Source organism: Paenibacillus sp. 3LSP (assembly GCF_032465655.1).
Taxonomy (GTDB): domain Bacteria; phylum Bacillota; class Bacilli; order Paenibacillales; family Paenibacillaceae; genus Fontibacillus; species Fontibacillus barengoltzii.
The window spans coordinates 15,811-42,045 of the sequence record NZ_JAWDJI010000137.1 but is presented as its reverse complement, the minus strand read 5'-3'; the positions used below and the strand labels follow the sequence as shown (position 1 = coordinate 42,045).

The 26,235-nt window shown below is 52.3% G+C and carries 21 protein-coding genes; 17 read left to right on the top strand and 4 right to left on the bottom strand.

What is annotated here, in order from left to right:
- From RW092_RS11200 to trxB, 3 genes are all read left to right on the top strand, one after another.
- The coding region (locus RW092_RS11200) for a PLP-dependent transferase (protein ID WP_316010226.1) at positions 1-543 on the top strand (543 nt) is incomplete at its 5' end.
- Positions 544-850: 307 nt separating this feature from the next.
- Positions 851-2,797 carry a heavy metal translocating P-type ATPase gene (locus RW092_RS11195; RefSeq protein WP_316010225.1) on the top strand — a complete coding sequence of 649 codons (1,947 nt, stop codon included), beginning with the start codon at positions 851-853 and terminating at the stop codon, positions 2,795-2,797.
- A gap of 144 nt (positions 2,798-2,941) precedes the next feature.
- On the top strand, positions 2,942-3,892 hold the full coding sequence (gene trxB / locus RW092_RS11190; RefSeq protein WP_028538986.1) for a thioredoxin-disulfide reductase: 951 nt from the start codon (positions 2,942-2,944) through the stop codon (positions 3,890-3,892).
- A gap of 81 nt (positions 3,893-3,973) precedes the next feature.
- Here trxB and RW092_RS11185 read toward each other — a convergent pair whose 3' ends face one another.
- Entirely contained in the window at positions 3,974-4,171 is a 198-nt protein-coding gene (locus tag RW092_RS11185; RefSeq protein ID WP_016310820.1) for a hypothetical protein, read from the bottom strand.
- 344 nt (positions 4,172-4,515) lie between these two features.
- Here RW092_RS11185 and RW092_RS11180 point away from each other — a divergent pair, with 344 nt between their 5' ends.
- On the top strand, positions 4,516-5,601 hold the full coding sequence (locus tag RW092_RS11180) for a transglutaminase domain-containing protein (protein WP_316010224.1): 1,086 nt from the start codon (positions 4,516-4,518) through the stop codon (positions 5,599-5,601).
- A 73-nt stretch (positions 5,602-5,674) separates the two neighbouring features.
- Here RW092_RS11180 and RW092_RS11175 read toward each other — a convergent pair whose 3' ends face one another.
- Entirely contained in the window at positions 5,675-6,820 is a 1,146-nt protein-coding gene (locus tag RW092_RS11175) for a virulence factor (protein WP_316010223.1), read from the bottom strand.
- 288 nt (positions 6,821-7,108) lie between these two features.
- Between RW092_RS11175 and RW092_RS11170 the strand changes: the two genes are divergently transcribed.
- The 4 genes from RW092_RS11170 to RW092_RS11160 all read left to right on the top strand — a co-directional run bounded on the left by RW092_RS11170 (position 7,109) and on the right by RW092_RS11160 (position 10,631).
- The gene (locus RW092_RS11170; RefSeq protein ID WP_028538989.1) at positions 7,109-8,458 is read left to right on the top strand and encodes a cytochrome ubiquinol oxidase subunit I; all 1,350 of its coding nucleotides are present in this window, start codon (positions 7,109-7,111) and stop codon (positions 8,456-8,458) included.
- Positions 8,455-9,486, top strand: coding sequence for a cytochrome d ubiquinol oxidase subunit II (locus RW092_RS11165; RefSeq protein WP_316010222.1), 1,032 nt, complete (start codon positions 8,455-8,457; stop codon positions 9,484-9,486). Before RW092_RS11170 ends, RW092_RS11165 begins: the two co-directional genes overlap by 4 nt.
- A 5-nt stretch (positions 9,487-9,491) precedes the next feature.
- Positions 9,492-9,593, top strand: a complete 102-nt coding sequence (cydS, locus tag RW092_RS23820; RefSeq protein WP_016310826.1) for a cytochrome bd oxidase small subunit CydS family protein — start codon at positions 9,492-9,494, stop codon at positions 9,591-9,593.
- An 87-nt stretch (positions 9,594-9,680) separates the two neighbouring features.
- Positions 9,681-10,631 (top strand): MBL fold metallo-hydrolase, encoded by a 951-nt coding sequence (locus tag RW092_RS11160; RefSeq protein ID WP_028538991.1) that lies wholly within the window; start codon positions 9,681-9,683, stop codon positions 10,629-10,631.
- An 18-nt stretch (positions 10,632-10,649) separates the two neighbouring features.
- Here RW092_RS11160 and pgmB read toward each other — a convergent pair whose 3' ends face one another.
- Entirely contained in the window at positions 10,650-11,321 is a 672-nt protein-coding gene (pgmB, locus tag RW092_RS11155; RefSeq protein WP_085279379.1) for a beta-phosphoglucomutase, read from the bottom strand.
- A gap of 15 nt (positions 11,322-11,336) precedes the next feature.
- Positions 11,337-13,637: a glycoside hydrolase family 65 protein gene (locus RW092_RS11150; protein ID WP_127575871.1), complete on the bottom strand. Its 2,301-nt coding sequence runs from the start codon at positions 13,635-13,637 to the stop codon at positions 11,337-11,339.
- 106 nt (positions 13,638-13,743) lie between these two features.
- Here RW092_RS11150 and RW092_RS11145 point away from each other — a divergent pair, with 106 nt between their 5' ends.
- The 9 genes from RW092_RS11145 to RW092_RS11105 all read left to right on the top strand — a co-directional run bounded on the left by RW092_RS11145 (position 13,744) and on the right by RW092_RS11105 (position 26,142).
- A complete protein-coding gene (locus tag RW092_RS11145) occupies positions 13,744-14,499 on the top strand; it encodes a helix-turn-helix domain-containing protein (protein WP_085170659.1) in 756 nt (251 codons plus the stop codon).
- Positions 14,496-16,340 (top strand): cache domain-containing sensor histidine kinase, encoded by a 1,845-nt coding sequence (locus tag RW092_RS11140; RefSeq protein ID WP_316010221.1) that lies wholly within the window; start codon positions 14,496-14,498, stop codon positions 16,338-16,340. The genes RW092_RS11145 and RW092_RS11140 overlap by 4 nt, the downstream gene beginning before the upstream one ends.
- Positions 16,337-17,872 (top strand): response regulator transcription factor, encoded by a 1,536-nt coding sequence (locus tag RW092_RS11135; protein WP_316010220.1) that lies wholly within the window; start codon positions 16,337-16,339, stop codon positions 17,870-17,872. Before RW092_RS11140 ends, RW092_RS11135 begins: the two co-directional genes overlap by 4 nt.
- 188 nt (positions 17,873-18,060) lie before the next feature.
- The gene (locus RW092_RS11130; protein ID WP_028538997.1) at positions 18,061-19,308 is read left to right on the top strand and encodes an ABC transporter substrate-binding protein; all 1,248 of its coding nucleotides are present in this window, start codon (positions 18,061-18,063) and stop codon (positions 19,306-19,308) included.
- A 149-nt stretch (positions 19,309-19,457) separates the two neighbouring features.
- The gene (locus tag RW092_RS11125) at positions 19,458-20,333 is read left to right on the top strand and encodes a carbohydrate ABC transporter permease (RefSeq protein WP_309599158.1); all 876 of its coding nucleotides are present in this window, start codon (positions 19,458-19,460) and stop codon (positions 20,331-20,333) included.
- A 4-nt stretch (positions 20,334-20,337) separates the two neighbouring features.
- Positions 20,338-21,162, top strand: coding sequence for a carbohydrate ABC transporter permease (locus RW092_RS11120; RefSeq protein WP_085279376.1), 825 nt, complete (start codon positions 20,338-20,340; stop codon positions 21,160-21,162).
- Positions 21,163-21,186: 24 nt separating this feature from the next.
- On the top strand, positions 21,187-23,262 hold the full coding sequence (locus RW092_RS11115; RefSeq protein ID WP_316010219.1) for an amylo-alpha-1,6-glucosidase: 2,076 nt from the start codon (positions 21,187-21,189) through the stop codon (positions 23,260-23,262).
- Positions 23,263-23,415: 153 nt separating this feature from the next.
- Entirely contained in the window at positions 23,416-25,044 is a 1,629-nt protein-coding gene (locus tag RW092_RS11110; protein WP_028539001.1) for an ABC-F family ATP-binding cassette domain-containing protein, read from the top strand.
- A gap of 87 nt (positions 25,045-25,131) precedes the next feature.
- Positions 25,132-26,142 carry a LacI family DNA-binding transcriptional regulator gene (locus tag RW092_RS11105; protein WP_085279374.1) on the top strand — a complete coding sequence of 337 codons (1,011 nt, stop codon included), beginning with the start codon at positions 25,132-25,134 and terminating at the stop codon, positions 26,140-26,142.
- Positions 26,143-26,235: the final 93 nt, after the last annotated feature.

Below are 26,235 nucleotides of genomic sequence, written 5' to 3'. Positions count from 1 at the left end.
GTATATACGCAAGCTGTTGGTCCGCTTGCTTACATTATTAAGGCCCGCGTTCAATTGCAGCGCGATCTTGGTGCTTCGTTGTCGCCGTTTAATGCGTGGTTGCTGCTGCAAGGGCTGGAAACATTGCATCTGCGCGTGGAACGTCACAGCCAGAACGCCCTGAAGGTGGCGCAATATCTGGAATCGCATGAGCTGGTCGAATGGGTCAGCTATGCAGGACTGCCAAGCCACCCATCCTATGAACTAGCGCAAAAATACTTGCCGAAAGGACAAGGCGCGATTCTCACGTTTGAAATCCGCGGCGGCGTGGAAGCCGGTCGCAAGCTGATCAATAGCGTGAAGCTGTTCTCGCATCTGGCCAATGTCGGCGATTCGAAGTCGCTGATCATTCATCCGGCCAGCACAACGCACCAGCAGTTGACGGAAGCGGAGCAACTGGCCGCGGGCGTTACGCCGGGGCTAATCCGCTTGTCCGTAGGGACGGAATCAATCGACGACATCCTGTATGATTTGGAGCAGGCGATTGCTGCGAGTCAGGCCTAATACGATGAATATAGAAGCCGCTGAACCGGAGTTGATTCGTCCGGTCAGCGGCTTTTTTTCGTGTGTGGACAAGGGCTGCGCTGTGAATCTAAAATCGAGGTCAACAGGTGTTTACAAAATGGAAATATCGGCATACAATTAAGATAAAAGTTTCTCTAAACCAAAATTATTGTCCTGATTCAACAATGATTATCGTTCTCATTTGTGAGCTGCTCCGGGAAGATCCCGGGGCAGCTTGCGCCATTTTTAGGGGGTTAACAATAATATTCATTCTCATCTTGACCGCCTGTACAAGGAGGAGTTTATCATGGAAGTCGCTCATCGAAGAACCTTGCCGGAAGTGAATCAAACGGCTCGTCAGCCTAACCCGGGCGGGAAGCGGCGGTTGAATTGGAAGCGGCTCTTCAGTCACCGGGAGCTGCTGCTCGCGCTAGGCAGCGGCGGATTGATGCTTGCCGCATGGCTCTGGGGGATGCAGGGGATGATGCCTTGGATCTCCGTCGCGCTCTATATTGCGGCGTATGCGGTGGGGGGTTATGTGAAGGCCCGGGAAGGCTTAATCACTTTAATCCAAGAGCGGGATTTGGATGTCAATTTGCTGATGATCGCGGCGGCGTTGGGTGCTGCCTCGATTGGCTATTGGAATGAAGGGGCGATGCTCATCTTCATCTTTGCGTTAAGCGGCGCTCTGGAGTCGTTCGCCAGTGAACAGAGCCAGAAGGACATCTCGGCGCTGATTGCGATGAAGCCGGAAACGGCGCTTCGCGTTGGCGAAGATGGGATGGAGCTGGTGCCGGTGGAGGCGCTGGCCGTGGGCGACCTGCTGCTGGTGAAGCCCGGGGAGGTGATCCCGGCAGACGGGGTCATTCGCACCGGAAGCTCTGCGGTGAATCAATCCGCCATCACCGGAGAATCGATCCCAGTGGATAAGCAGCCGGGAGACGGAGTGTATGCCGGAACGATCAATGGAGAAGGGGCGATTTATGTAGAGGTGTCCAGCCCGGCGGAAGGCACCTTGTTTGCTAAAATTATCACCCTCGTGGAGCAAGCTCAGCAGGAGGTGCCGGGAACGCAGCGGTTTATTCAGCGGCTGGAGGGCATTTACGCCAAGACCATTGTTGCGGCAACGCTGGGCCTAATCCTGCTCACCCCGTGGTTGCTTGGATGGAGCTGGTCGTTTGCTTTTTACAAGGCGATGGTGTTTCTTGTCGTGGCTTCCCCGTGCGCGATTGTGTCGTCGGTGATGCCGGCGATGCTCTCGGCGATGTCGAAGAGCGCCCGCAAAGGCGTGCTGTTCAAAGGCGCAGCTCATATGGACCACCTGGGCAGCGTTCGGGCCGTCGCGTTGGATAAAACCGGGACGCTGACGGAAGGCTCGCCGGTGGTCACCGGGCTGTACACCGTCGAAGGCGTTGACCCGCGGGAGGTGCTGGCTGCCAGCGCTGCGGCAGAGAGCCTGTCGGAGCATCCGCTGGCTCAAGCGATCGTACGCAAAGCGCAAGCCGAAGGGCTGCCGATCGACGGGGCCGAGGCACTGCGGGCGCTTCCGGGCTGGGGCATCGAAGCGAAGGTCAGCGGCGCGATGTGGCGCATCGGCAAGGCGGACGCTGGCGACTCGCTGCTGCCAGGACCGCTGGCTGAGCAGCTTCGCGAGTGGATCGCCGAGGGGCACACCGTCTCCGTCATTCAACGGGACGGGGAGTACATCGGCCTCATCGCGCTCCGCGACGAGGTGCGCCCGCAGGCCAAGGCGGCCATCGCCCGGCTGCACGAGCTGGGGATCGCCGTCGCGATGTTAACCGGCGACCGCAGCGTAACCGCCCATGCGCTGGCCAAGGAGATCGGCGTGGACCTCGTGTACGCCGATTTGCTCCCGCAGGAGAAGGTCGCGCATGTCAAGGCGCTGCGGAAGCGCTACGGCAGCGTCGCGATGGTTGGCGACGGCGTTAACGATGCGCCGGCGCTCGCAGCCGCAAGCGTGGGCATCGCTATGGGCGGCGGCGGCAGCGGGGCCGCACTGGACGTGGCCGATGTCGTGCTGATGAACGACAGCATCGAGCGGATTGCGGAGACGATCTCGCTTGCCCGGCGCGCTCGGCGGATCGTGAAGCAGAATCTGGCGTTTGCCGGTGCGGTGATTCTGATGCTGATCGTTAGCAACTTCGCAGCGGATATCCCTTTGCCGTTTGGTGTTGTGGGTCATGAAGGCAGTACGCTGTTGGTCATCTTGAACGGGCTGCGACTGCTTCGGTAACGATCTTCACCATTCCTTCATTTAACCTTCACCATACCTAACCATTACAAAGATTGACAGATCCCTGCAACCTTCACATAATTAGAATCAAGCCAATCTTATATCTATTATTTGAGATGAATCCATTTGAAAGGATTTGAGGATATGTACAAATCAATTATTATCGGAACCGGACCGGCCGGATTAACCGCTGCAATATATCTTGCTCGCGCGAACATGAATCCACTGGTGATTGAAGGCCCGCAGCCCGGCGGTCAATTAACAACTACAACGGAAGTCGAAAATTTCCCGGGGTTCCCGGATGGGATCATGGGCCCGGAATTGATGGATAATATGCGCAAGCAAGCCGAACGTTTTGGCGCTGAATTCCGCATGGGCTGGGTGAATAGTGTAGATTTGAGCCAACGTCCGTTTAAATTGCAGGTCGAAGGACTTGGTGAACTCGTGACTGAGACGTTGATCTTGTCGACCGGGGCTACGGCCAAATACCTGGGCATTCCGGGCGAAGAGTTGAACGTTGGACGCGGCGTAAGCACGTGCGCAACCTGTGACGGTTTCTTCTTCCGCAACAAGGAGATTATCGTCGTTGGCGGCGGCGACTCCGCCATGGAGGAAGCCAGCTTCCTGACCCGCTTTGCTACGAAAGTGACGGTGGTGCACCGCCGCGATGAGCTTCGCGCCTCGAAGATTATGCAGGATCGCGTCCGCAGCAACGAGAAAATCGAGCTGGCGCTCAACCGCACACCGCTTGAAGTTATCGCTGGGGAACAAGGGGTTACCGGCTTGAAAGTGCGCAACAATGCAACGGGCGAGGAAGAAATCATTCCTGCCAGCGGCGTATTCGTGGCGATTGGTCACCAACCGAACACTTCGTTCTTGGGCGGCCAAATCGAGCTGGATGCGAACGGGTACATCGTGGTGAAGCCAGGCACTTCCGAGACCAACGTTCCGGGCGTCTTCGCCTGCGGCGACGTCCAGGACAACCGCTACCGTCAAGCGATCACGGCGGCCGGAAGCGGCTGCATGGCAGCGATCGATTGCGAGAAATTTATCGAAAGCATGGAGCATGAGCAAGCGGCAGCTGCTGTAAAATAAGCAATAGCCAAACGGCGATACAGGAAGGGCCTGTATCGCCGTTTTCTTTTGCAGAGTTATAAAATGATTGCGCTTCCTAGATTAGATAAATAGTCCAGCAATCAGTTGGAATACGAAGTATCCCAACACTCCGCCGCCGATTAAGGCAAGGCCCGCCCGCTTGCGGCCCTGGAACAGTCGAAGTACACCGAGGCTCACCATAGGCGCCACAATCAACAGAAAAAACATGACGGCCAAAAATAATTCCACCGAAATATCCGAAATATTGACGATAGTCATCCAATCGATTCTCCGTTCCTATGAAAGTCTGAAAAATTATGCAATGACATTTATCACATTTTTTATGTTTTTATTATACATAAGCCCAGCTTTCATTTGTAGAAGCTGATTGTGAATTTTAGGAAACAGATTTTCGTGGAAATCTCGAAGAAATCGACTTAAGGAAGTTGTCCAAATCCGGTTTTGCCTCGACAAAACTAGTAAGCTTTTGCAGGAATGGCTGTGTTACAATGGGCTTGATCGCAAGATTGGCAGCAATTGTTGAGGCAGCTTGACCGGAAGGTGAGGGAAGCCAGATGGGAAAGAAAATCAGGAGACTTTCAAGAGGTTGGCTCATAACCGGGGTGATCGGCGGTTTATTGCTGAGTGCTGAACCCCTCGCATGGATTACGGTCCCGGTGCAAGCGGCAGCGGAGCCGGCGACGGTCACCACGACCAAGCAATTGCAGGCGAAGCTGGCGCAAGGGATGGAGGCGCGGAACCCAACGATTACCTTGAAATATAAGGGGTCGACCAATAATTTGGAGAAACAGCTGAAGCAAGCGGTGAACGATGCGCTGGAAGCTGATCCGTACACGAAATATATCGTGGATCGTTACGTCTACTCCTGGCGCGGCACGACGAGCTCGGCCAAAATCACCCTGCAGGTGCATTACCGTGAAACCGCTGAGCAAACGGCTTACGTCCGCCAAAGGGTGAAGAGCATCCTGAAGCAGCTGATCCAACCGGGAATGAACAACCATCAGAAAATCAAAGCGATTCATGATTATGTCGTGTTGAACTTGAAGTACGATACCGATCTGCAGAAATATACCGCTTATGAAGGGCTCAAAACCGGGGAAGCGGTATGTCAGGGCTACGCCTTGTTGACTTACGAGTTGCTGAAGGAAGCCGGGATTGAGAACCGACTAGTCGAAGGGACAGCGGGGGGCCAGCTGCATGCATGGAACCTCGTGCGTCTCGACAACCGCTGGTACCATTTGGACACGACCTGGGACGACCCGGTTCCTGATGTGCCTAAGCGTGTGAATTATACGTATTACTTGCGAACCGATGAGCAGATGAGGCAGGATCATGTCTGGAAGGCGGCCGATTATCCTCGGGCATCCGTTCCTTATATTCAAACCTTGCAGGCGTTAATTGAGGCTGGCGGGGAGAAAAAGCACACTTATCTCGCCCTGAAGACCGCGCTGGGGTATGACTTATATGATGCCGATGCAGCCGTGTCCAATGCCAAAGGAATCGCGGAGCGAGTGAAGGCCGGGATGAAGGAAGGGAAAGCGACAGTGACCGTGCGTTACGCCGGTTCGGATGAGCAGCTGCTGGAGGACTTGACCAGGCTGTACAACTTGGGCATCCGCAATATCCGCTACCTGATGCAGCCTTTGGACGGAACGGATGATTTGCGGGTGGAGATTCATTGGGAATAAGTTTGGATAAAAAAATAACGAGCAAGGATCACAGACATCTCCTGTCGGGTGATCCTTGCTCGTTTTGTTATCTTTACTTGCTGCCCCCGCGGTCGCGGCCCGCCATCTGCTGCCAGACGGTTCCGGCGGCTTGCTCGCCGGACTCGATCCGCTCGACGGCCATGCGCGCTTGCAGACCGACCTCGAACTCAGGGTCGTCCACCGCTGCGCGCAGCGCCTCCAAGGCATCATCCGTGCCGACCTCGTATAGGAAGCGGGCCGCGCGCCAGCGGACCAGCTTGCTGCTGTCCGACAGCGCGGCGATCATCGGCCTTGTGGCTGCCGGATCGCCGATGTCGGACAGCGTGTCGCCGGCGGTGCGCCGCACGGCGGCGGAAGAGTCGCGCAGCGCCTCATACAGCAGCTCCATCGCCTCCGGCGTCCGCAGATCGCCGAGATACACGACGGCGAGCCGGCGGAGCTGCATTTGCGGATCGCGCAGCGCCTCCGCCAGCAACGGCAACGCCTCTTCGGTTGGCTGCTGCAGCGACTCCAGTGCGGCGTAGCGCACGCGCCAATCCGGGTCCTTCATCCGCTCGCGGATTTCGTCCAGGCTCAGCGCGCGCCGCTGCTCGACGAACTCCTTCTCGCTGCGGCCGTGGGCGATGGCTTGCTCGACGATGCCTTTCAGCCGCTCCGGCGGAAAGGCCGCCTCCAGCTCCTGCTCGATCTCGCGGGCGATGTCCGGCAGCTCGCCGTAGCGCACGCCGTAGTCCACGAGCTTGCGCTCCTTGATCAGCGTGGCGCTGGCCACCTCAGTGACGGCGTTCACGAACCGCTCGGACAACGAGATCCGTTCCTCTTGGTTCCCCGCCTTCACCCGAATTTGCATCGGGATGCCCCGGAAGAACTGCACGAATACCTGGGCTTCCCCAAATCCCGAGGCTTCCCCGCTCTCCGGATTCCAGGCTGATTCGACGCCTTCCTGTCCGAACTGCTTCTGCACTTCGGACAAGATCGCTGCCCAATCAGCGCTGCCTTTCCGATCCAAAGCGACAAAATCAGCGGTGTGGAATACGCTTTTGACCCCAGGGATCTGCAGCAATCCGCGAATCCAAGCAGGGGCGGAGCGTTCGTTGTCCCGTGTATATGTTTTCCGAATCCCCGGCTCCAGGCTTTCATCCAAATGGAGTTTCATCGTATTTGGGCTGGGGGTCGGTTCGATAAAGACGATCTTCATAGATCATCACGACTCCTTTCTATTAGGTAAGGACTTAATCCAATCCTTGATGGTTTAATTTTAAACTTTTCGTGTCTATTGTACCTCAATGCGGCCTATTGCCCAACCCTTACAGGAATAAAAAGGAACATCCGCGACACACTAAATGGGCAAGGAGGCGAAGGCATGTTCCGAAAACAAGAGCGAACTCTGGCGATCGTATGTCTCATCGTGGCTGTGATCATGTTGTATGCCTTTATCAAAAGCGTGATTCGCTTCCTCCATTACTTCTCTTGAAGGAGCTTCGTTATGACACATCTTGACCCGGTCACGTTAAGCCGGATGCTTACCGGGCTGACCTTGTTTGTACATATCATTTTTGCATCGATTGGCGTGGGCGTACCGCTGATGATCGCACTGGCGGAGTGGCGGGGCATTCGCGCGAACGATCCGCATTATACGATGCTGGCTCGTCGCTGGGCTCGCGGCTTCGTCATCTCCGTGGCGATTGGAGTTGTGACCGGTACGTCTATCGGCTTGCAGCTAAGCCTGCTTTGGCCTACCTTTATGCGCGTCGCCGGGCAGGCGATTGCGCTGCCGTTGTTTATGGAGACCTTCGCCTTTTTTGTGGAGGCGATTTTCCTGGGAATCTACCTATATACATGGGATCGTTTCAAAAATAAAGGGCTGCACCTGCTCCTGTTGATTCCGGTCGCCATCGGTTCTTCCGCCTCCGCCTTCTTCATCACCACGCTGAACGCCTTCATGAACACCCCGCAGGGATTCACCCTCAAAAATGGGGTCATCGCCGACTTCCGTCCGCTGGTCGCGATGTTTAACCCGGCCACGCCAACCAAGGTATCCCATGTCCTGGCTTCTTCGTATACGGCCAGTGCGGGAATTCTGGCAGGCATCGCGGCGTTTAGTTTGCTGCGCGGCCGGGATCACGTTTATTTCAAAAAGGCGCTGAAGCTGACCGTCATGTCTGCCTTCGTATTTGCTCTGGCGACGGCGGTGATCGGGGATTTCTCCGGCAAGTTTCTGGCTAAGTACCAGCCGGAGAAGCTGGCGGCCGCGGAATGGCATTTTGAAACGATGGAACGGGCACCGCTGATTTATGGCGGCGTCCTGGATGAAGCGGGAAATGTCAAATACGCGCTGAAAATCCCGTATGCGCTTAGCATCCTTGCCGGTAACTCGCCAAATACCCGGGTCATCGGGTTAGAGGAGTTCCCGGAGGATGAGCGTCCGCCTTTGCTGATTCATTATATGTTTGACCTTAAGGTCACGATCGGGGCGCTGCTCGTGCTGATTCCGTTCCTGTATTTGCTGCGACGCTACTTGCCCGGCGGCAAAACGAAGGTTCCGGTCTGGCTGCTGATCGGCATTCTGGCGCTGGGACCGCTGGCGATGGTTGCCATCGAGCTCGGCTGGATGTTCGCCGAGTTTGGCCGTCAACCGTGGATCATCCGGGGGTACATGAAGGTGGGGGAAGCCGCCACCACCTCGGAAAGCGTTGGCCCGATGCTGCTGATGTTCGCGGTGCTGTATCTGGTTCTGTGCCTTTCCTGCGTTTACGTATTATCCCGGATGTTCCGCAACAAGGATGTGCTTACCGAGCTGCGGCAAGCTGGGCTTGAGGGAGGAGACGCGAAATGAGCTATGAGCTGGTCGGCATTACGGTGTTATGGACGTTTCTGTTTGGTTATTTGATCGTCGCTTCCGTTGATTTTGGGGCCGGATTTTTCAGCTATTACAGCGTGATCACCGGCCACGAAAACAAAATCCACGACATTATTCAACGGTACCTGTCACCGGTGTGGGAAGTGACCAACGTGTTTTTGATCTTTTTCGTCGTTGGGTTGGTCGGGTTCTTTCCGGATTCCGCTTACTATTACGGCACGGCGCTGCTCATTCCCGGCAGCTTGGTGACCGTGCTGCTCGCCTTGCGAGGCGCTTATTACGCGTATAACACCTATGGCGCGAGCCAAGCGAACAACAAAACGTATATGGCGATCTACGGGGCGACGGGTTTGCTGATTCCGGCGGCCCTTTCGACGATCTTGGCGATTTCGGAGGGCGGGATTATCGACGAGCGCGACGGGAAGGTTGTGTTGGATTGGGCCGCCTTCTTCGCCAATCCGTATACCTGGTCGGTCATTCTGCTGGCGCTGGTGTCGGTGCTGTATATTTCGGCGATGTTTCTTGCTTTTTATGCAGATAAAGCGAAGGATCAGCGGGCTTTTGGAATCCTGCGCGGGTATGCTTTGCTGTGGAGCGGGCCGACGATTCTCGCCTGTGTATTCGCCTTTTTTCAGATCAATCGGCAAAATCCGGAGCATTTCGCACATATGTTAGATATGGCGTGGATGTTTATCGCGTCTCTGATTTGTTATCTGGGGGCCGTCTTCTTGATGTGGAAAAAACGGCGGCTCGGCTTGTCATTCCTGCTGGTCATGCTGCAGTTCGGGTTCGCTTGGTACGGCTATGGCCGCAGCCACCTTCCCTATATTCTCTATAAGCAGGTGAGTATCTATGAGAGCTTTACGAACGAGACGATGGCTGTCGCTTTAATCACCGCATTTGTCGCGGGATTGTGTATTCTCATTCCTTCCTTGTTTTTGCTGATGCGGTTATTTTTGTTTGATGCCAAATATGTAAGAGGCAATTCGCCGGGGAAAGGGTGAAGGGAATGGAATGGTTTATGATGATGATCGCGCCGGAGTTGGTGGTCGCTGGGGCGGTTCTATTCTTATTTCTCTATGCCTGGAAATATAAGGATCGGGTCGATTGAACCAGGAAATTTGGGTTTATGCTTGAAAGTGGTCTAGAATGAATGATAGAGAGAGCGAAAGTAATGCGGAGAGGAGTCACTGGAGCGATGCCAAGAAGAATGCGCTACAACAACCTCGATAATGTCAGCACCGACAAAACGTTAAAGCAATTTAAGCAGCTTCGGGAAGAACGGCGCAGAAAAAAGAAGGACTATTCCTTCCTGATTCCCAATAAGCCGCCGGAGCTCGATTATTTGCAGGCGAACCGGGAAGAGAGCACGATTACGTGGATCGGTCATTCGACGTTTCTGATCCAATATCAAGGGTTGAATATCGTTACCGATCCCGTCTGGGCGATGCGGATGGGATTTCAACGCCGGCTCACCGAGCCGGGGATCCCCATTCATCAACTGCCGCCCATCGATGTGATCCTGATATCTCATTCCCATTATGATCATATGCATTTTGCTTCGATTCGTCGGATTTATCACAAAGATACGACTATCATTGTCCCAGTTGGTCTGGGGCGGAAAATGTGGCGGAAAGGGTTCTACAACGTCCATGAAATGAACTGGTGGGAACGGATAAGGATTGGGGAGGTAGACATCTCCTTTGTCCCGACTCAGCACTGGACGCGCCGCACGCCATTTGATACGAATACGTCTCATTGGGGCGGCTACGTCCTGGAGCCGGTGCCAAGCGAGGCGGAGAAGAAACCGCCGGTCATTTATTTTGCCGGAGACAGCGGTTATTTCCGCGGATTTGCCGAAATCGGCGAACGCTATCAGATCGATGTGGCGTTGCTGCCGATCGGCGCTTATGAGCCGGAATGGTTCATGACCAGCCAGCATACGACGCCGGAGGAGGCGCTGCAAGCGTTCGTTGACGTCAAGGCGAAGCTGATGATTCCGATGCATTACGGCACCTTCCGGCTCGCCGATGATACCGCGCAGGAGGCGCTGGACCGTTTGGAGAAGGAGCGGGTCCGCTTAGGCTTCTCCGAGGAGACGATTCGACTGCTGCATCACGGGGAAACGCTGCGATTGCCAGAGGAGTAACAGGCTGCTCTAGCTGCTTTACACGCGAACAGCAAAATGCTCCATCAGATTCCGTAAACTGAGCTTGGCGGTGTTAGGCAGCACGATGTCGGCTTTTGGGAACTGCTTGGCATCGCCGATGGCGACAGCGAACATGCCTGCCGCCTTAATCGCGTCGACGCCGGATACAGCGTCTTCCACGCCGATGCAAGCCGACGGCTCGACCTGAAGCTGGGCGGCCGCAGTCAGGAAAATCTCCGGATCCGGCTTATTGTTCTTTAAGCGGGTGACGTCCACAATCACATCAAACCAGCTGGTCACGCCCAGTCCGTCCAAGACGGTTTGGGCGTTTTTGCTGGCGGAAGCGATCCCGGTCTTGATCCCGGCCTCCCGCAGTTCGGTGAGGAATTCCGAAATTCCCGGCAAAAGGTCGGCTGGGGTGATTTTTTCGATTAACTTGACGTAAAGGTTGTTCTTGCGTGCTGCCAGTTCCTCCATCTCCACATCGCTGTATTGAACGGGAGTTGTTGCTTGGCTGAGCAACAGCTTCAACGAATCAAGGCGGGATACGCCCTTCAGGTTTTCATTAAACTCGCGTGTAAAGGGAATGTTCAACTCTTCGGCAATGGCTTTCCACGCTTGGTAGTGATACTCGGCGGTGTCCGTAATGACGCCGTCCAAATCAAAGATGACTGCTTGCAAAGATTTCATTTTAACCGCTCCTTCTTAAATTTGTAATTCAAGGGTTGCCAATGGGCGAGAAACCGCGCGATCTCGATCTAATGTCACAGTTTTCCCGTACAGTTGAATGTCGATGCCCTCGCCTTCAATCAACTCCAAGTTGACGTCTTCTTTTCCAATTCGCACGGAGATCAGGCGGTCGCGGAACGTCAGGCGGAAGGCATATTGCTCCCAATCCCGCGGGATCGCCGGGGCCAGGGACAGACCGCTTTCTTTCAACCGCATGCCGGCAAAGCCGTACACAATCGACATCCACGTGCCGCCCATGTTCGCCAAATGCAAACCATCTTTCGTATTGCCATGCGTGTTGTCCAGATCCAGCCGCGCCGTTTCAATGAAATACTCGTACGCTTTGTCCAGATTGCCGATCTTGGCCGCCATGATGCTGAAGATACACGAGGACAAGGAGGAGTCATGGGTCGTGATTCGTTCGTAATAATCGTAGGAACGACGGATCGTCTCCAGGGACTGCTCGTCCTCCAGCAAGAAATGGGCCAGCACGGTATCCGCCTGTTTACATACTTGGTACCGATAAATGGTCAACGGATGGTAGTGCAGTAACAGCGGATAGTTTTCTTTTGGCGTATTGGCAAAATCCCAAACCGCCTTGCGCAGGAATGTATCATCCTGCGGATTGATGCCCAGCGCTTCATCATACGGCAGGAACATTGCTGCTGCTGCCGCTTCCCAAGCCGCGATTTCGTCGTCCGTGACGCCAAGCTTCTCGCACAGCGCCTGATAGCCAGCGGGATCGTAGTCCTTCAGGATTGCGCAGCTTTTCGCTGCCCATTTCAAATTATGTTTGGCCATCGCGTTGGTATAGTAGTTGTTGTTCACGCAGCAGGTATATTCATCCGGTCCGGTGACTTCATCGATGTGAAAGGCTCCGTTGTATTCATGCCCGATCTCAGCCCATAACCGCGCCGTTTCGATCAACACTTCCGCACCGTAATTCAGCAGGAAATCCCGATCCTGCGTAGCAAGGTAGTATTGCACATAGCTGTAGGCGATGTCAGCACTGATATGATATTGCGCTGTACCCGACGGGAAGAACGAGGAGCATTCAGTCCCTGAAATGGTGCGCCAAGGGAACAACGCGCCTTTGCGGTGTCCCATCTCCCGCGCTCTCGCTCTGGCATCGTCCAGGATAGAGTAACGGTACAAGAGCAGCTGACGGGCCAGCTCAGGCTGAGTCATCAAAAATACGGGGAACATATAAATTTCTGTATCCCAAAAGTAATGGCCTTCGTATCCTTCTCCGCTTAAGCCTTTGGCAGCGATGTTGCTGTACTTGTCCCGACCGGCGGATTGCAGCAACTGGTACAGGTTGAAGCGGATGCCTTCCTGCAGCTGATCGTCGTTCTGAATGATAACGTCAGCTGATTTCCAGTAATCGTTCAGATATGCCGTCTGCTCAGCAAGCAAATCGCTAAAGGATAAGTTGGACAGGCGCTCATGCAGGTCAAATGCCTGCTCCAGGAATCCTTCACCATGGCGGAGCGTATCCGTATATACGTTGAATTTGGTAAATTCAACCGTGTCGTTCAAAGCAAATTTTGCCGTATAAACGATTTCCCCCGGCTTGGTATCCAGCGTGATCGCTGCATCGGCAGTTAACTGATGGCGGGTGACGCATGCGGCCCTCATTTTGGAAACCATCGTTTCGTCTACAACGTAGCTGGATTGGCCTCGCATTCCGTTGTCCACCACCGTCATCCGTTCCGCATGGCCTGCTCCAACCCGCGGATCGTTGGGATTGGTGTAGTTTTTGACGTTACCGTTTAACGTAGAAACGATTTTGACTGGGCCGCTAAAGTTGATCGGCTCCAGCTTGAGATGAATGGCAAACAATTCACGGTGTGTAAAGGAGACGAGACGGCGGAAGGTCAGACGCACTTCTTTGCCAGATGGGGACGTCCAATGCACGCTTCGCTCTGAGAATCCCTGATCCATATGCAACGTCCGTTGAAAATTCGTGAATGTGCCCTGATCCAACCGGAACGGCTCTTCCTCCTCGCCGAAATAGATCAGCACCGTTTGAGCATCGATGTTGTTCACCAGTTTCTGTTGTGTTTCAGGAAAAGCAAACAGCTTCTCGCCATAAGGAACCTCAATCACATCGTGGAATGCGTTGAGGTAAGTGCCGCGAATGCTGGTCATTTGCTCGCCGTAGCCTTCTTCAAAATTACCCCGCACCCCCAAATATCCGTTGCCAAGCGCAAAGATACTTTCCATATTCAACAGCTCAGGCTGTGAAACATCCGAATTCGTTATTTTCCAAGTCATGGTTGTTCGATCCCTCCAAGTTGTTATGATTGAATTTTAGAACTGAAAGCGATAATGTAATACTAAATTCTTTAGATTTTTGTCAAAATTTTTAGGTGGGATAGAGATGAACTTTCAACAAGGCCAAGCTTATTATCAATCATCAAAAATGCAGGTACTTCAGGATCGTTTTGTTCATCCTCCGGTAGACTACGAACAGGAGCTGCTGGAAGCGATCCGGATGGGTGACGAAGCCACTGCCCTTCAGGTGATGCGGAAGATCAACGAACTTGAAGCGGCGGTGCTGGCCACCTATCCGCTGCGCTCCAAAAAAAACGCCCTCATCGCCTCCTGCACTTTGTTTACAAGAGCCATCATTCAGGGCGGGGTCGATCCGGAGATTGCTTTTCACCTAAGTGATACTCTAATATTGGAGATCGAAAAGCTGAACGATCTTGAAGCGCTGGCCCAATTCGAATACGAAATGCTGGTGCAGTTCGTGATGACCATTCAGCGGGAGAGAGAAGAATTGCCATACTCTCATCTGGTGAAGCTGGCGATTCATTATATCCGGCAGCATATTTTTGACGATTTGACCTTGCCGCTTATTGCGAATCACCTTGGTGTACATCCCAGTTATTTGTCCGATCGTTTTCGCCGGGAAACCGGCGTGCCGCTGATGAAATATATTAACAGCCGTAAGATAGAAGAGTCGAAGTACATGCTTATCTATACGAACCGCTCCATTTCCGAAGTTGCATTCCATTTTAAATTTTGCAATCAGAGTTACTATACCCGATTGTTTAAGGAATTTGTCGGGATGACGCCAAAGCAATTTCGGACCAGCGGAGCGGGGAAATCCATACTGGAGAGATCATTATGATCATAAAATTCATCCGGCAGAAACTGTCACAGCTGAGTTTGGAGAAGAAGCTGATCGCTGCTTTTTCCGTCTTTATCTTGATTCCGCTCACTTTGGTCGCCGGGATTGTGTCATGGATATATGTCAACAACAACCGTAACGTGATGCTGGATGCGGCGGTGGAGAACAACAAGCAGATCGTGACCAATATCGATACGTCCCTGCAGCCGCTGCAAAGGTTGTCCATGTTTCCCATTCAGGAGCAAAGCGTGTACCAAATTATGAAGAAGGACTATAACCAGGTCCCTTATCCGCTGCTGGAACGCGGCAAGGATTTCGATAAGGTGAACGGATTGATTCAAAGCGGGATCATGCTATATTCAGATTTGGTGGATTCGGTCGTTATTTATCATGAGCATGATCAGTCGATTATCGGCCGCAGCAACCGTGAGTATATCAATTACCAATATTTCAAAACTACCTATTTGCAGGAGCCGTTTATCCGCAAAATTAGAGAAGGGAACGGGCAGTTTATCACGACGGGCATTCATTACGATGAGCTGCTATCGCCGCACCGACTTCCGGTCGTATCCGCGGGCCGAGCTATTATTGACCCGTATACGAAGGAACGACTCGGATTTATTGTCTTCAACATTTCTGCGGACAAGCTGAAGACGTTGTGGAGTAATACGGCGTTCGCGGAAGCATCCAACTTCTATTTGCTGGATGAAGATCAGCGAATTATCCAAAGCTCCAATGGCGGGGAGATTGGCAAAGCGGCTTCCGCCGCGTTTGGGAGCGGCTTTCAGGAGGAGCCGTCCGGCCGGACCGGTACGACCCGAATGTGGATTAATCAAAAGCTGTATCTGATCTCTTCTCCGTCTCAGGTGGCCGAATGGCATGCGGTGACATTGATTGCAAAGGACGACATCTACTCCATTGTGTACCAGTTGGTTGCCATTATGGCTGGTACGCTCTTGCTGCTGCTAATCCTGTCGATCCTGATCTCCCTGCGGATCGCAGCGCGAATTCTAAAGCCATTGGCCGTGCTGAACCGCAAAATGAAGCTGGTCGCCCAGGGCCAACTTGATGTCCGGTTCGATACGCAGCAAAGCGATGAGGTTGGGGTAATCAGTAGTACGGTTGATCTAATGCTGCAGGAAATTCGCAGTTTGATTACGCGGATTTACGAGAAGGAGGAAGAGAAGCGCAAGCTGGAGATGGACGCGCTGCAATCGCAAATCCGCCCGCATTTTATTTACAATACGCTGAATGTTATCAAGTGGATGGCTAAAGTCCAGGGCGCATCCGGAATTGAGGAGGCGCTGCAAGCCTTCGCATCCGTGATGAAGTTTAGCATGAAGACGGATGAGAACTTGGTGCTCATCGCTGAGGAAGTCGGATTTGTCCAAAGCTATGCCAAAATCCTGGATTTCCGGTACTTCAACAAGTTTGAGGTGACCTATTCGATTGATCCAGCAGTTATCGAGTATCAAACCTTGAAATTCCTGATTCAGCCCCTGGTGGAAAATGCGATTTTTCATGGCTTTGAGGGAATTGATTATAAAGGCATGCTGAACATTTCCATTTATGAACGGCAAGGCGACTTGTACGTGGAAGTCGCGGACAACGGCCGGGGGTTCCCGGAAGAAGGCGAGTTACAGGCCAAGCCGGGATATAAGAAAGTCTCCAGAGATGGGTTTAACTCGATTGGCCTTCAAAATATTCGAAGCCGGATTCGGCTGCATTTTGGACCGGGTTATGGCTTATGGATTGCTCCCGGAAGGCAGGGAGGAACGGTGGCGCTGATACGCGTTCCAGTCATTCGAAATGATACGGCAGGGGGAAGGGACAGCAAATGAGAATGTTGATTGTAGACGATGAGCCGCTGGTGCGAATCGGCATTAAATCGGCGATCGACTGGCAGGCCCAAGGCGTGGAGATCATCGGCGAAGCCGGAGATGGAGATGAGGCGTTGCGGCTCATCGTCAGCGAGCAACCGGATGTTGTGCTGCTGGACATCAAGATGCCGAGAATGGACGGGCTTGAAGTGCTGCGCCGGATTAAAGAGCAGGAGCTGCCCGTTAAAGTGGTGGTCCTGAGCAGCTTTGACGATTTCGGGTTTGTGAAGGAAGCGATGAAGCTCGGGGCGCTCGATTATTTTCATAAACCGGACATGAATGACCGGGAGTTGATTGGCATGCTGCAGAATATCCGGGAGCAACTCGGAATGTCCGCTCCTTCGCACCCTCCAAAGGTGACCAATCACAAGGAACAAGTGCTTATCGGCTTGCTGAACGGGACGGGCACCCGGCATGAGCTTTCGGAAACGCGGTTGAAAGAAGGCAATATCTACGTCGTGTTGTTCAAAATCAAAAACTATGACAAGGTGCTGCAACGATACAGCGAATCGTCGCAGACCGTCCTTGGGAACACCGTGCAAAATATGGTGAACGAAGTCGTTTCTGCGGAGCAGGAGATCGAGTTCCTGCCATTAACCGAGCGGATGTACGCTCTTCTGATCAGCAACAGCGAACTGAAGAGTCTGCTTGCTTCGCTAACGCGCGTGAACGACATCGTGCAGCGGATCAGTTCGACGCTGAAGCGTTTCGTAAATATCGATATTGTGCTCGGCGTCAGCGATTGGATGGATCGCTTCGAGCAAGTGCCCTTGGCGTACAAACAAGCGCTGCAAGCGTTATCGCACCATTTTTATCATCCGGAAACCTTGATTTTCTATTACAGCCACCAGAAGGAGCGAAGTGAGGCGGCATTGAATCAAGCGGATGCTTATGTGCAGCAAATGAAATCCGCCTTGGCTGAGCATGCCCACGAGAAGTTCATGGATGTGTTGTCACGTTGGGAGAATCTGATCCGTTCGGAAGAGTGTTTGGATGAGACAGAAGTACAGAAAGTCTATGAAGGCCTGCTGTTTATGATGGGCCGCAACGGGAAAACGGAGGAAGATCTCGGCGATCACGGGGGTTTTGAAGATTTCGTGCAAATGTCGAGTGCTTACCGGACTGTCTTTGAACAACGGCTTGGCGGAGAGATCAACGCTTCTTTCAAAGGGTACAGCCAGTTGACCCGTCATATTTTGGAGTACATTGAGCATCATTATCAAGACAGCTTGTCCCTGAAGTTGTTCGCCGACCTGTTCCAAGTTAGCCCGAATTATGTCAGCCGTCTGTTTAAAGAAGAAGTAGGGCAAGGCTTGTTTGATTATATTAATGAACTGCGTATTAACAAAGCCAAAGAGCTGCTAAAAGATTACCGTTACAAAATTTACGAGGTCGCTGAGAAAGTGGGGTTTAGCAATCAGGCGCATTTTGCCATCGTATTTAGCAAGTATACAGGAGTGTCCCCGAAGCAATACCGCAATGAAGAAGGATAAAAAAGAAGCATAAATCAGATAAAAAAGTGTGATTATATTAAAAACTCATACCATCGCCTGACACAATCAACTCGAAATCGAGGCGAAAATCTAAAATTAATCAATATTTGATTAATTTTTTTTGTTTTTAGGGGTGTTTATGCTTAAGGAGCAAGAAAGATAGAAGTTATCAAAAGGGAGGCAACAACATGAAAGCTAGAAAAAGAACACTATCAGCTCTGCTGATTTTGTGTCTTGCCGCTGTCGTAGGCTTGACCGCTTGCGGAAGCAGCAAAACCGCTGATAATACAGAAGGAAGCGGGACTAAGTCAGGACAAAAAGTCACCGTGAACTTCGGCTTCTGGGGCACCGCCCAAGATTTGGCGATCTACCAAGACGCAGCCGATAAGATCAACACGGTTTACCCGGATATTGAATTGAAGATCAAGCAGTACCCAAGCAGTGAACAGTTCTGGAATACGTTGCCGGGTGAAATCGCCGCGGGCGTTGCACCGGACTTTATCAAGATGTCCAATGAAGGCGCGTATGAGTACATCAACAAAAATCTGTTTACCCCTATCGATGATCTGATTCAAAGCACGGGCATCGATATGAGCCGCTTCCCGGAATCCTCGAAGAACATTTGGAACGTGGACGGCAAAATGTACGGCATTCCGAATACAGACATGCCTGCGATGTTCCTGATCAATGAGAAGATGTGGAAGGATGCCGGGCTTGGCGCTTACCCAACAACCTGGGATGAAGTGATTCAAGCAGCCAAGGTGCTGAATAAAGGCGATGTAAAAGGCATCATTGTGAACCTGGATGCTTTCCATATCACCAACTATGTGAAGAGCTTCGGCGGCGGTTGGGGCTATGGTAAAACGATCAACTCCCCAGAAAACGTCAAAGCGCTGGAACTGATCATTGATATGTATAAAGAAGGGATTGCGGTTACGCCGAAGTCCCTGGGCTTTGGTTGGGACGGCGAGGTCTTCAGCAACCAGAAAGGTGCAATGAGCACCGGCGGTTATTGGTACAAGGGTTACCTGAAGGACGCAAATCCGGATCTCAAATATGTGGCTTTGCCGATTCCGAAAGGGACGACCAATGGCAGCACGATGAGCTCTGACGCTTATATCGTGCTGAAGGACGCCAAGAACAAAGAGGCAGCGCTGAAAGCGGCTTACTACATGACAAACGACGAAACGCAAAAAGCCTTTATGGAGTTGGGCTTTAATCCGGCATTAACTTCGCTGTCCGGCCAATACTTCGAGAAAAACCCGGAATTCAGCGCATTGAAGCCAGCGCTGGAATACAGCACGGACTTCGAATATCCAACAGATACGAAACGCTTTACCGATGCGCTTGTGCAAGAGCTGGAAGCCCTGATCCTTGGTGGATCCGGCAAGACGGCGCAGCAAATTCTTGACGATATTCAAAGTCAGTTTAACTAAGTTTCATTCGCTTATTGAATAGCAGCCGCTCTCTCCTGAACAGGCATGTTTCAGAGGGAGCGGTACCTTTTTTACTTCATCGACCAAAACGCAGAAAAGAGGTGCTACCCGTGAAAACTAGTAAAAATAGGCAATCCGTGTTTCGTTCCATGGCCGATTCGGATCTGACATTAGGCTGGTTGTTTACCCTGCCTTTTTTACTTTTATGGGCTTGGTGGTTTTTATACCCTTTCATTCAGTCTTTTGTCAGAAGCTTTCAGGATGCCAACTTTGCTTCGCTGGATCAAGCCAAGTTTATCGGATTAAGCAACTATGTGGAAATTCTTCATGACCGGGAGTTCTTTCGCGCCTTGCTTCATTCCCTGGAGATCGTGGTCGTTTCGATCCCGCTGCAGACGATTCTTGGCTTGTTCCTAGCCTTGCTTGTCAACCAGAAGCTGAAGGGCAAGGGCATCTTTCGGACGGTCTTCTTCCTGCCTTACATTACTTCGCAAATTGCGATTACGACCGTCTTCATGATGCTGTTTAAGCAAGGGACGTTCCTGACGAATTTCTTCGGTACGCTGGGATTCGGCAATGTCACCTGGTACGCCGATACGAAGTATGCGCTGCTGTTTGTGTGCATTCTGTTTATTTTTCAGCAAGCTGGGTTTACGATGATCGTCTATCTGTCCGGCCTGCAGGAAATTCCTAAAGACTTGTACGAGGCAAGTGAGATTGACGGGGCCTCAAAATGGAATAAGTTCCGCTATATCACGGTGCCTTCGCTCAAGCCGGTGACGTTCTTTATCGTTTCGGTGTCAACGATTGCCGGATTTCAAATCTATGACCAAATCGCCGCCATTTCTCGGTACGGGTCGCTGGGGACGCCGGCTGGCGCAACGAGCACGGTCGTTACCTACTTCTATCAACACGGGATCCGTTACATGAACATCGGGTACGGCAGTGCAGCCGTTGTTCTGTTCTTTATCATTATTATGCTAATTACTTATCTGCAAAAAAAATTCTTGGACGGGAAGGAGTGAGAACATGAATAGTCGTAAGCGTATAGGTCGAACGCTCCTTTACCTTGGCATGATTATTTTAGGGCTTCTGTTTGCCGTCCCTTTTATTTATACGTTGTATTCTTCCGTAGTGCCGATGCGTTTTGTAAATACAATCACGTCACCGGCAAACTGGACGCTGGATAACTTCAAAATGTTTTTTACGAATGAAGCTTATAATGTTCCGCGCTGGTTTCTGAACACGATCATCATGACCGGCGTGGTCGTTCTGGGGAATATGGTCATTAACCCGATGGCCGGTTTTGCCCTCGCCAAGCTGAAATTCCGGGGCAAATCGGTGATTTACTGGATTGTGGTTGCTACGATGATGGTGCCGTACCATATGATCTTGATCCCGGTTTACGTGAACATGGCTCAGCTGGGCTGGCTTAACACGTTCTGGGCTTTGACCATCCCCTTCCTGTATCAAGGGCTGTATATTTTTATGCTGCGACAGTTCTTTATTTCGGTGCCTAACGAATTTTTGGAAGCAGCCCGGATTGACGGTTTGACGAAGATGGGCGCCTTCTGGAAGATTGTTTATCCGCTGGCTCGTTCATCGCTGATTACGATGGCTATATTGGCATTTGCCGGAACCTGGAACAGTTATCTGATTCCAAGTACGCTGACGAATCAGCCGGATATGTACGTACTTGTCGTAGGTCTGAACAGTGTGAAGGATCAATTTTTCGAAAATACGTCGTTGATCATGGCAGGTGTCGTGCTAGCGACGCTGCCGATTATTCTCTTCTTCTTCCTGTTCCAGCGGCAGTATATCGAGGGCATTTCAAATGCAGGCATCAAAGGTTGATTACACAACTCAAGGAGGCTAATGATGGATTACCGCGTAATCAAAGAAGGGGAGCTGTTTATGCTCTCCGAGCTGAACGGCGATATCGGCCGAGACAATGAACAGGGTCATGGACTATACGCGCAAGATACGCGCTTCTTAAGCCGTTTTGAGTTGGAGGTGGACGGCGCGAAACCCATGCTTCTGTCCTCCGCAGGCGACAAAAGTTATGTGGCCAGCTTCCGGTTAATTAAGGAAGTTAAGGATGAAGGGGCGATTGAAGTTACGCGCGACCGCTTCATCTATAATGGCAGACTTTATGAACGGATTGCCTTCACGAATTATTTTCCGCGGGAGATCGCCTTTGATGCGTCTGTTTCGTTCGATGCGGACTTTCAAGACATGTTCCTGGTCCGTAAATACCGCACGGGGGACGTCGGGAAGATGGAAGGAGTTGTCGTCCAAGATCAGGAAATGACGTTCCGGTATTTGGGAGCAGACCAGGTAATCAGACAAACCCGGATCTCCTGGGACGCTGAGGGCGGACAGGTGTATACCGGCGGGACGGTCACGTTCCCGTTGTCTTTGAAAATCCAAGAGACATGGTCAGTTACGTTTCAAATTGTCCCAATGGCGGACAAGCTGCTTCCAACGGGCAAGCCGCTTCGTTTTGATGAAGGGCTGCAACGGCTGGAGCAGTCTTACGAGGCATGGTATGCGGACAACACCCGCATCGCTTCCGATTCTCCGGTATTTAATGAATTGTACCGGCGCGGGGTGCAGGACTTGCGGATGTTAACGACGGATATCGGATATGGTGACACGACGGTTGCGGGGCTGCCTTGGTTTGCGGTTCCTTTTGGGCGGGACAGCCTGATCACGTCGCTCTTTATGCTCCCGATCAACCCGCGGCATGCCGTTGGGACACTAAGAACGTTGGCAGCATATCAGGGTGAGAAGGTTGACCCGTGGCGAGACGAACAGCCAGGTAAAATCATGCATGAGATCCGCTTTGGCGAGCTGGTCACCACTCAACAATCGCCGTTCTCTCCGTACTACGGCACGATTGATTCTACGCCGTTGTTCCTTGTGTTAATCGGCGAATATTACCGCTGGACCGGTGACCTCTCCTTGGTGCAGGAATTGCGGCCGAACATCATGCGCGCTCTTGACTATATCGACGCATCCATGCGGTCGGGCTCCGGGTTTATGGCTTACAAGCAGGAAGCGGACAAAGGCTTCCCGAACCAGGGCTGGAAGGACTCCGCCAACTCGATTATGCACGAGAACGGTGCTTACGCGGATTCACCGATTGCGTTGGCTGAGGTGCAAGGGTATGTCTACCAGGCGAAGCATTCGTTGGCGCCGTTGTTCGAGTTGATGGGCGAACCGGAGACGGCCCGGCGGCTGGCAGCGGAAGCGGAAGAACTGCAAGCGCGGTTCGAATCCGCTTACTGGATGGAGGACGAGCAATGCTACGCGATTGCCTTGGACAAAGATTTGCGCCAAGTCCGCAGCGTCAGCTCGAACCCGGGGCATCTGCTGATGAGCGGCATGCCTGAGGCTTCTCGCGCCAAGGCGCAGGCCGTGCGGATGATGAAGCCGGATATGTTTAACGGGTACGGCATTCGGACGATGAGTACACAATCTACCGGCTATTACCCTATGAGTTATCATAACGGCAGCGTATGGCCGCATGACAATGCCATGATCTTGCTTGGCCTTGGCAAGCTTGGTCTTAAGCAGGAAGCGGAGCAAGTCATCTCGGGACTGCTGGATGCATCGGTACACTTCGAGTACCAGCGCTTGCCGGAGCTGTTCTGCGGGCATGACGCGGGGCTGGGGCATCCGGTTCCGTACCCGACGACTTGCTCGCCGCAAGCTTGGGCAGCCGGCACGTCGATCGTCTTCCTGCAGGCGATGCTGGGGTTGTACCCCGATGCGCTGCGGAGAGAAATCGCATTGTCGCCGTTCCTTGTGCAAGGCATGAACCAGCTGGAGGCGACGCATATCGCTATCGGCGGGGGGCACTTGTCGGTTCGCGTTACACGGAACGCAGACGGCAGCACCTTCTCCGTCGAAATTCTGGAGAACACCACAGGTTATACCGTGGTTGAATAAGCTCTCTTCCCCCTGACCTTCCTTGGTGGAGGTTGGGGGTATTTTTATGCCCAAAGCTTGCAATATCCTGACAACGCTCAACTTAAGGGCTAATGTATGCTATAATATTGAGCCAGTAGTTCGATAAATGAAAAAAGGATGGTAATGCCTAACATGATCAGTACTAACGGTGTGACGCTCCGGTATGGAAAACGGACACTTTTCGAAGATGTAAATATAAAATTCACTCCCGGCAACTGCTACGGTTTGATCGGGGCAAACGGGGCGGGCAAGTCGACGTTCCTGAAAATTCTGTCCGGCGAGATCGAGCCCAACCAAGGCGAAGTGTTTATGACGCCGGGCGAGCGCTTGGCGGTCCTCAAGCAGAACCATTACGAATACGACGAGTTCCCCGTGCTGGAAACGGTGATTATGGGGCACGGCCGGTTGTATTCGATCATGAAGGAGAAGGACGCGCTGTACGCCAAACCCGATTTCTCCGAAGAGGACGGCTTGCGTGCAGGCGAACTGGAGGGCGAATTTGCTGAGCTGAACGGCTGGGAAGCCGAGTCGGACGCAGCGGCATTGCTGATTGGTCTTGGCATTCCACGCGAGCTGCACGATAAGAAGATGGCTGAGCTGAGCGGCAACGAGAAGGTCCGCGTGCTGTTGGCGCAAGCGCTGTTTGGCCGCCCGAATAACCTGCTCCTGGACGAACCAACTAACCACTTGGACCTTGAATCGATCCAGTGGCTGGAGAACTTCCTGATGGATTATGAAGGCACCGTTATCGTCGTATCCCATGACCGTCACTTCTTGAACAAGGTGTGTACGCATATCGCGGATATCGACTTCGGTAAAATCCAGCTGTATGTCGGCAACTACGACTTCTGGTACGAATCCAGCCAGTTGGCGCTGCAAATGCAGCGGGACGCTAACAAGAAGAAGGAAGAGAAGATTAAGGAGCTGCAAGCCTTTATTCAACGCTTCTCGGCGAACGCTTCGAAATCGAAACAAGCGACCTCGCGGAAGAAGCAGCTCGAGAAAATTACGCTGGAGGATATTCGTCCGTCCAACCGGAAATATCCGTTCCTGCACTTTAAGGCAGAGCGTGAAGCAGGCAAGCAGCTGCTGACCGTAGACGGGCTGACCAAAACGATCGAAGGCGAAAAGGTCTTGGATAACGTCAGCTTCGTCGTGAACAAAGGTGACAAAATCGCCTTCGTTGGACCTAACAGCGTGCCGAAAACGACGTTGTTCCAAATCGTTATGGGCGAGCTGGAAGCCGACAGCGGGGAATACAGCTGGGGGATTACAACTTCTCAGGCCTACTTCCCGAAGGACAACTCCCGTTATTTCGACGGGGTGGATCTCAATCTGGTGGAATGGCTGCGCCAATATTCGCCGAAGGATCAGGACGAAACGTTCCTGCGCGGCTTCCTGGGACGGATGTTGTTCTCCGGCGAAGAAGCGCTGAAGAAAGCCAGCGTACTGTCCGGGGGCGAGAAGGTTCGTTGTATGCTGGCCAAAATGATGCTGAACGGCGCCAACGTGCTGCTGTTTGATGAGCCGACCAACCACCTGGATCTCGAATCGATTACGGCGCTCAACAACGGTTTGATCGACTTTGATGGCACGATTCTCTTCACGTCGCATGACCATCAGTTCATCCAAACGATCGCCAACCGCATCATTGAAATTACGCCAAACGGCATCATTGATCGCGTCATGACTTACGACGAATATCTTGAGAGCGAAGAGATTCAAAACCTGCGGAAATCGATGTATCCGGAAGAAGTATAAAGTTTCATAGGTAAATCATGAAGCCGCACGAGGACCTAGGCTGGTCTTTTGTGCGGCTAAATAATACATGAAGTCGTGGTGAGTCAGATGGTATCGATAAAAGATGTAGCCAAGCTGGCCAACGTATCTATTGCCGCTGTGTCGAAGACGTTAAACGGTTATCCCGACGTCAGCGAGACGACGCGACAAAAGGTGATGCAGGCCGCGCAGGAATTGAACTATTTTCCCAATCGGTTAGCGAAAAACCTGAAGCATAAGGTCACGAAGACCATTGCACTAATCATTTCCAACTTTGAGCAAGCCAACGGCAAAGACGGTGTGCTGTTTCAAATCATGAGCGGGGTATATGCTGCCGCACAGCAATATCGCTATGAAGTGGTCATTTATACCCGCAGTCTGTCTGAGCAGCAGGACAAGTCTTACTGGCAATTTTGCCAGGAAAATAAAATCGCCGGGGTCGTCATCGCGGGCCTCCGGACAACAGATCCCTATTTCGAAGAGCTGGTGAACAGCGAATTGCCGTGCATGGTAGTCGATGCGGATGTCGTTGGGCCGAAGACCGGCTCTGTTTCTACGGACAATGTCAACGCCGCCAAGCAAGCGGTGGAATTTTTGATTCGCAAGGGCCATCGGCATATCGGAATGATTAACGGACACAGCTTCGCTGCGGTTAGCGTGCAGCGGTTGCAAGGATACTGCCAAGCCTTGGAGGCGGCGGGTTTGCCGTATAATCCTGACCGAGTGATCGACGCCGCTTTTAAGGAGGAAGAAGCCTATCACGCGGCCGAAGCGTATTTGCAGAACCATCCTGAGGTGACGGCTGTATTTGCTGCCAGCGACCTGATGGCGATCGGCTTTATGACCCGATGCCGGGAATTAGGCGTTTCGATTCCAGAGCGACTATCGATTATGGGGTTTGACGACATCGTACTGTCCAGCTATACGACCCCTAAATTATCGACGGTCCGCCAGGATTTCGAGAAGATCGGATATTCGGCTTTTGAAGAGGTTGTAAAAATGCTTGAGAATCGAACCGAAGGATTTCATAAATTTCTTTCGTTCGAGGTTATTGACAGAGAGTCCGTGAAGGTGCAATAATGGGTTCGAAAACGTTTTCGATTAGCAATTGCTTTTTTATTTTACTCTGGTCGAAATCGTTTTCGAATTTTTTGTCCTTGATTCGAAAACGTT

Bases quoted from the DNA above. Each gene is read 5' to 3' on its own strand.
- RW092_RS11195 (WP_316010225.1), top strand. From the start codon at position 851: ATGGAAGTCGCTCATCGAAGAACCTTGCCGGAAGTGAATCAAACGGCT.
- trxB (WP_028538986.1), top strand. From the start codon at position 2,942: ATGTACAAATCAATTATTATCGGAACCGGACCGGCCGGATTAACCGCT.
- RW092_RS11185 (WP_016310820.1), bottom strand. From the start codon at position 4,171: ATGACTATCGTCAATATTTCGGATATTTCGGTGGAATTATTTTTGGCC.
- RW092_RS11175 (WP_316010223.1), bottom strand. From the start codon at position 6,820: ATGAAGATCGTCTTTATCGAACCGACCCCCAGCCCAAATACGATGAAA.
- RW092_RS11170 (WP_028538989.1), top strand. From the start codon at position 7,109: ATGACACATCTTGACCCGGTCACGTTAAGCCGGATGCTTACCGGGCTG.
- RW092_RS11165 (WP_316010222.1), top strand. From the start codon at position 8,455: ATGAGCTATGAGCTGGTCGGCATTACGGTGTTATGGACGTTTCTGTTT.
- cydS (WP_016310826.1), top strand. From the start codon at position 9,492: ATGGAATGGTTTATGATGATGATCGCGCCGGAGTTGGTGGTCGCTGGG.
- RW092_RS11160 (WP_028538991.1), top strand. From the start codon at position 9,681: ATGCCAAGAAGAATGCGCTACAACAACCTCGATAATGTCAGCACCGAC.
- pgmB (WP_085279379.1), bottom strand. From the start codon at position 11,321: ATGAAATCTTTGCAAGCAGTCATCTTTGATTTGGACGGCGTCATTACG.
- RW092_RS11150 (WP_127575871.1), bottom strand. From the start codon at position 13,637: ATGACTTGGAAAATAACGAATTCGGATGTTTCACAGCCTGAGCTGTTG.
- RW092_RS11145 (WP_085170659.1), top strand. From the start codon at position 13,744: ATGAACTTTCAACAAGGCCAAGCTTATTATCAATCATCAAAAATGCAG.
- RW092_RS11140 (WP_316010221.1), top strand. From the start codon at position 14,496: ATGATCATAAAATTCATCCGGCAGAAACTGTCACAGCTGAGTTTGGAG.
- RW092_RS11135 (WP_316010220.1), top strand. From the start codon at position 16,337: ATGAGAATGTTGATTGTAGACGATGAGCCGCTGGTGCGAATCGGCATT.
- RW092_RS11130 (WP_028538997.1), top strand. From the start codon at position 18,061: ATGAAAGCTAGAAAAAGAACACTATCAGCTCTGCTGATTTTGTGTCTT.
- RW092_RS11125 (WP_309599158.1), top strand. From the start codon at position 19,458: ATGGCCGATTCGGATCTGACATTAGGCTGGTTGTTTACCCTGCCTTTT.
- RW092_RS11120 (WP_085279376.1), top strand. From the start codon at position 20,338: ATGAATAGTCGTAAGCGTATAGGTCGAACGCTCCTTTACCTTGGCATG.
- RW092_RS11115 (WP_316010219.1), top strand. From the start codon at position 21,187: ATGGATTACCGCGTAATCAAAGAAGGGGAGCTGTTTATGCTCTCCGAG.
- RW092_RS11110 (WP_028539001.1), top strand. From the start codon at position 23,416: ATGATCAGTACTAACGGTGTGACGCTCCGGTATGGAAAACGGACACTT.
- RW092_RS11105 (WP_085279374.1), top strand. From the start codon at position 25,132: ATGGTATCGATAAAAGATGTAGCCAAGCTGGCCAACGTATCTATTGCC.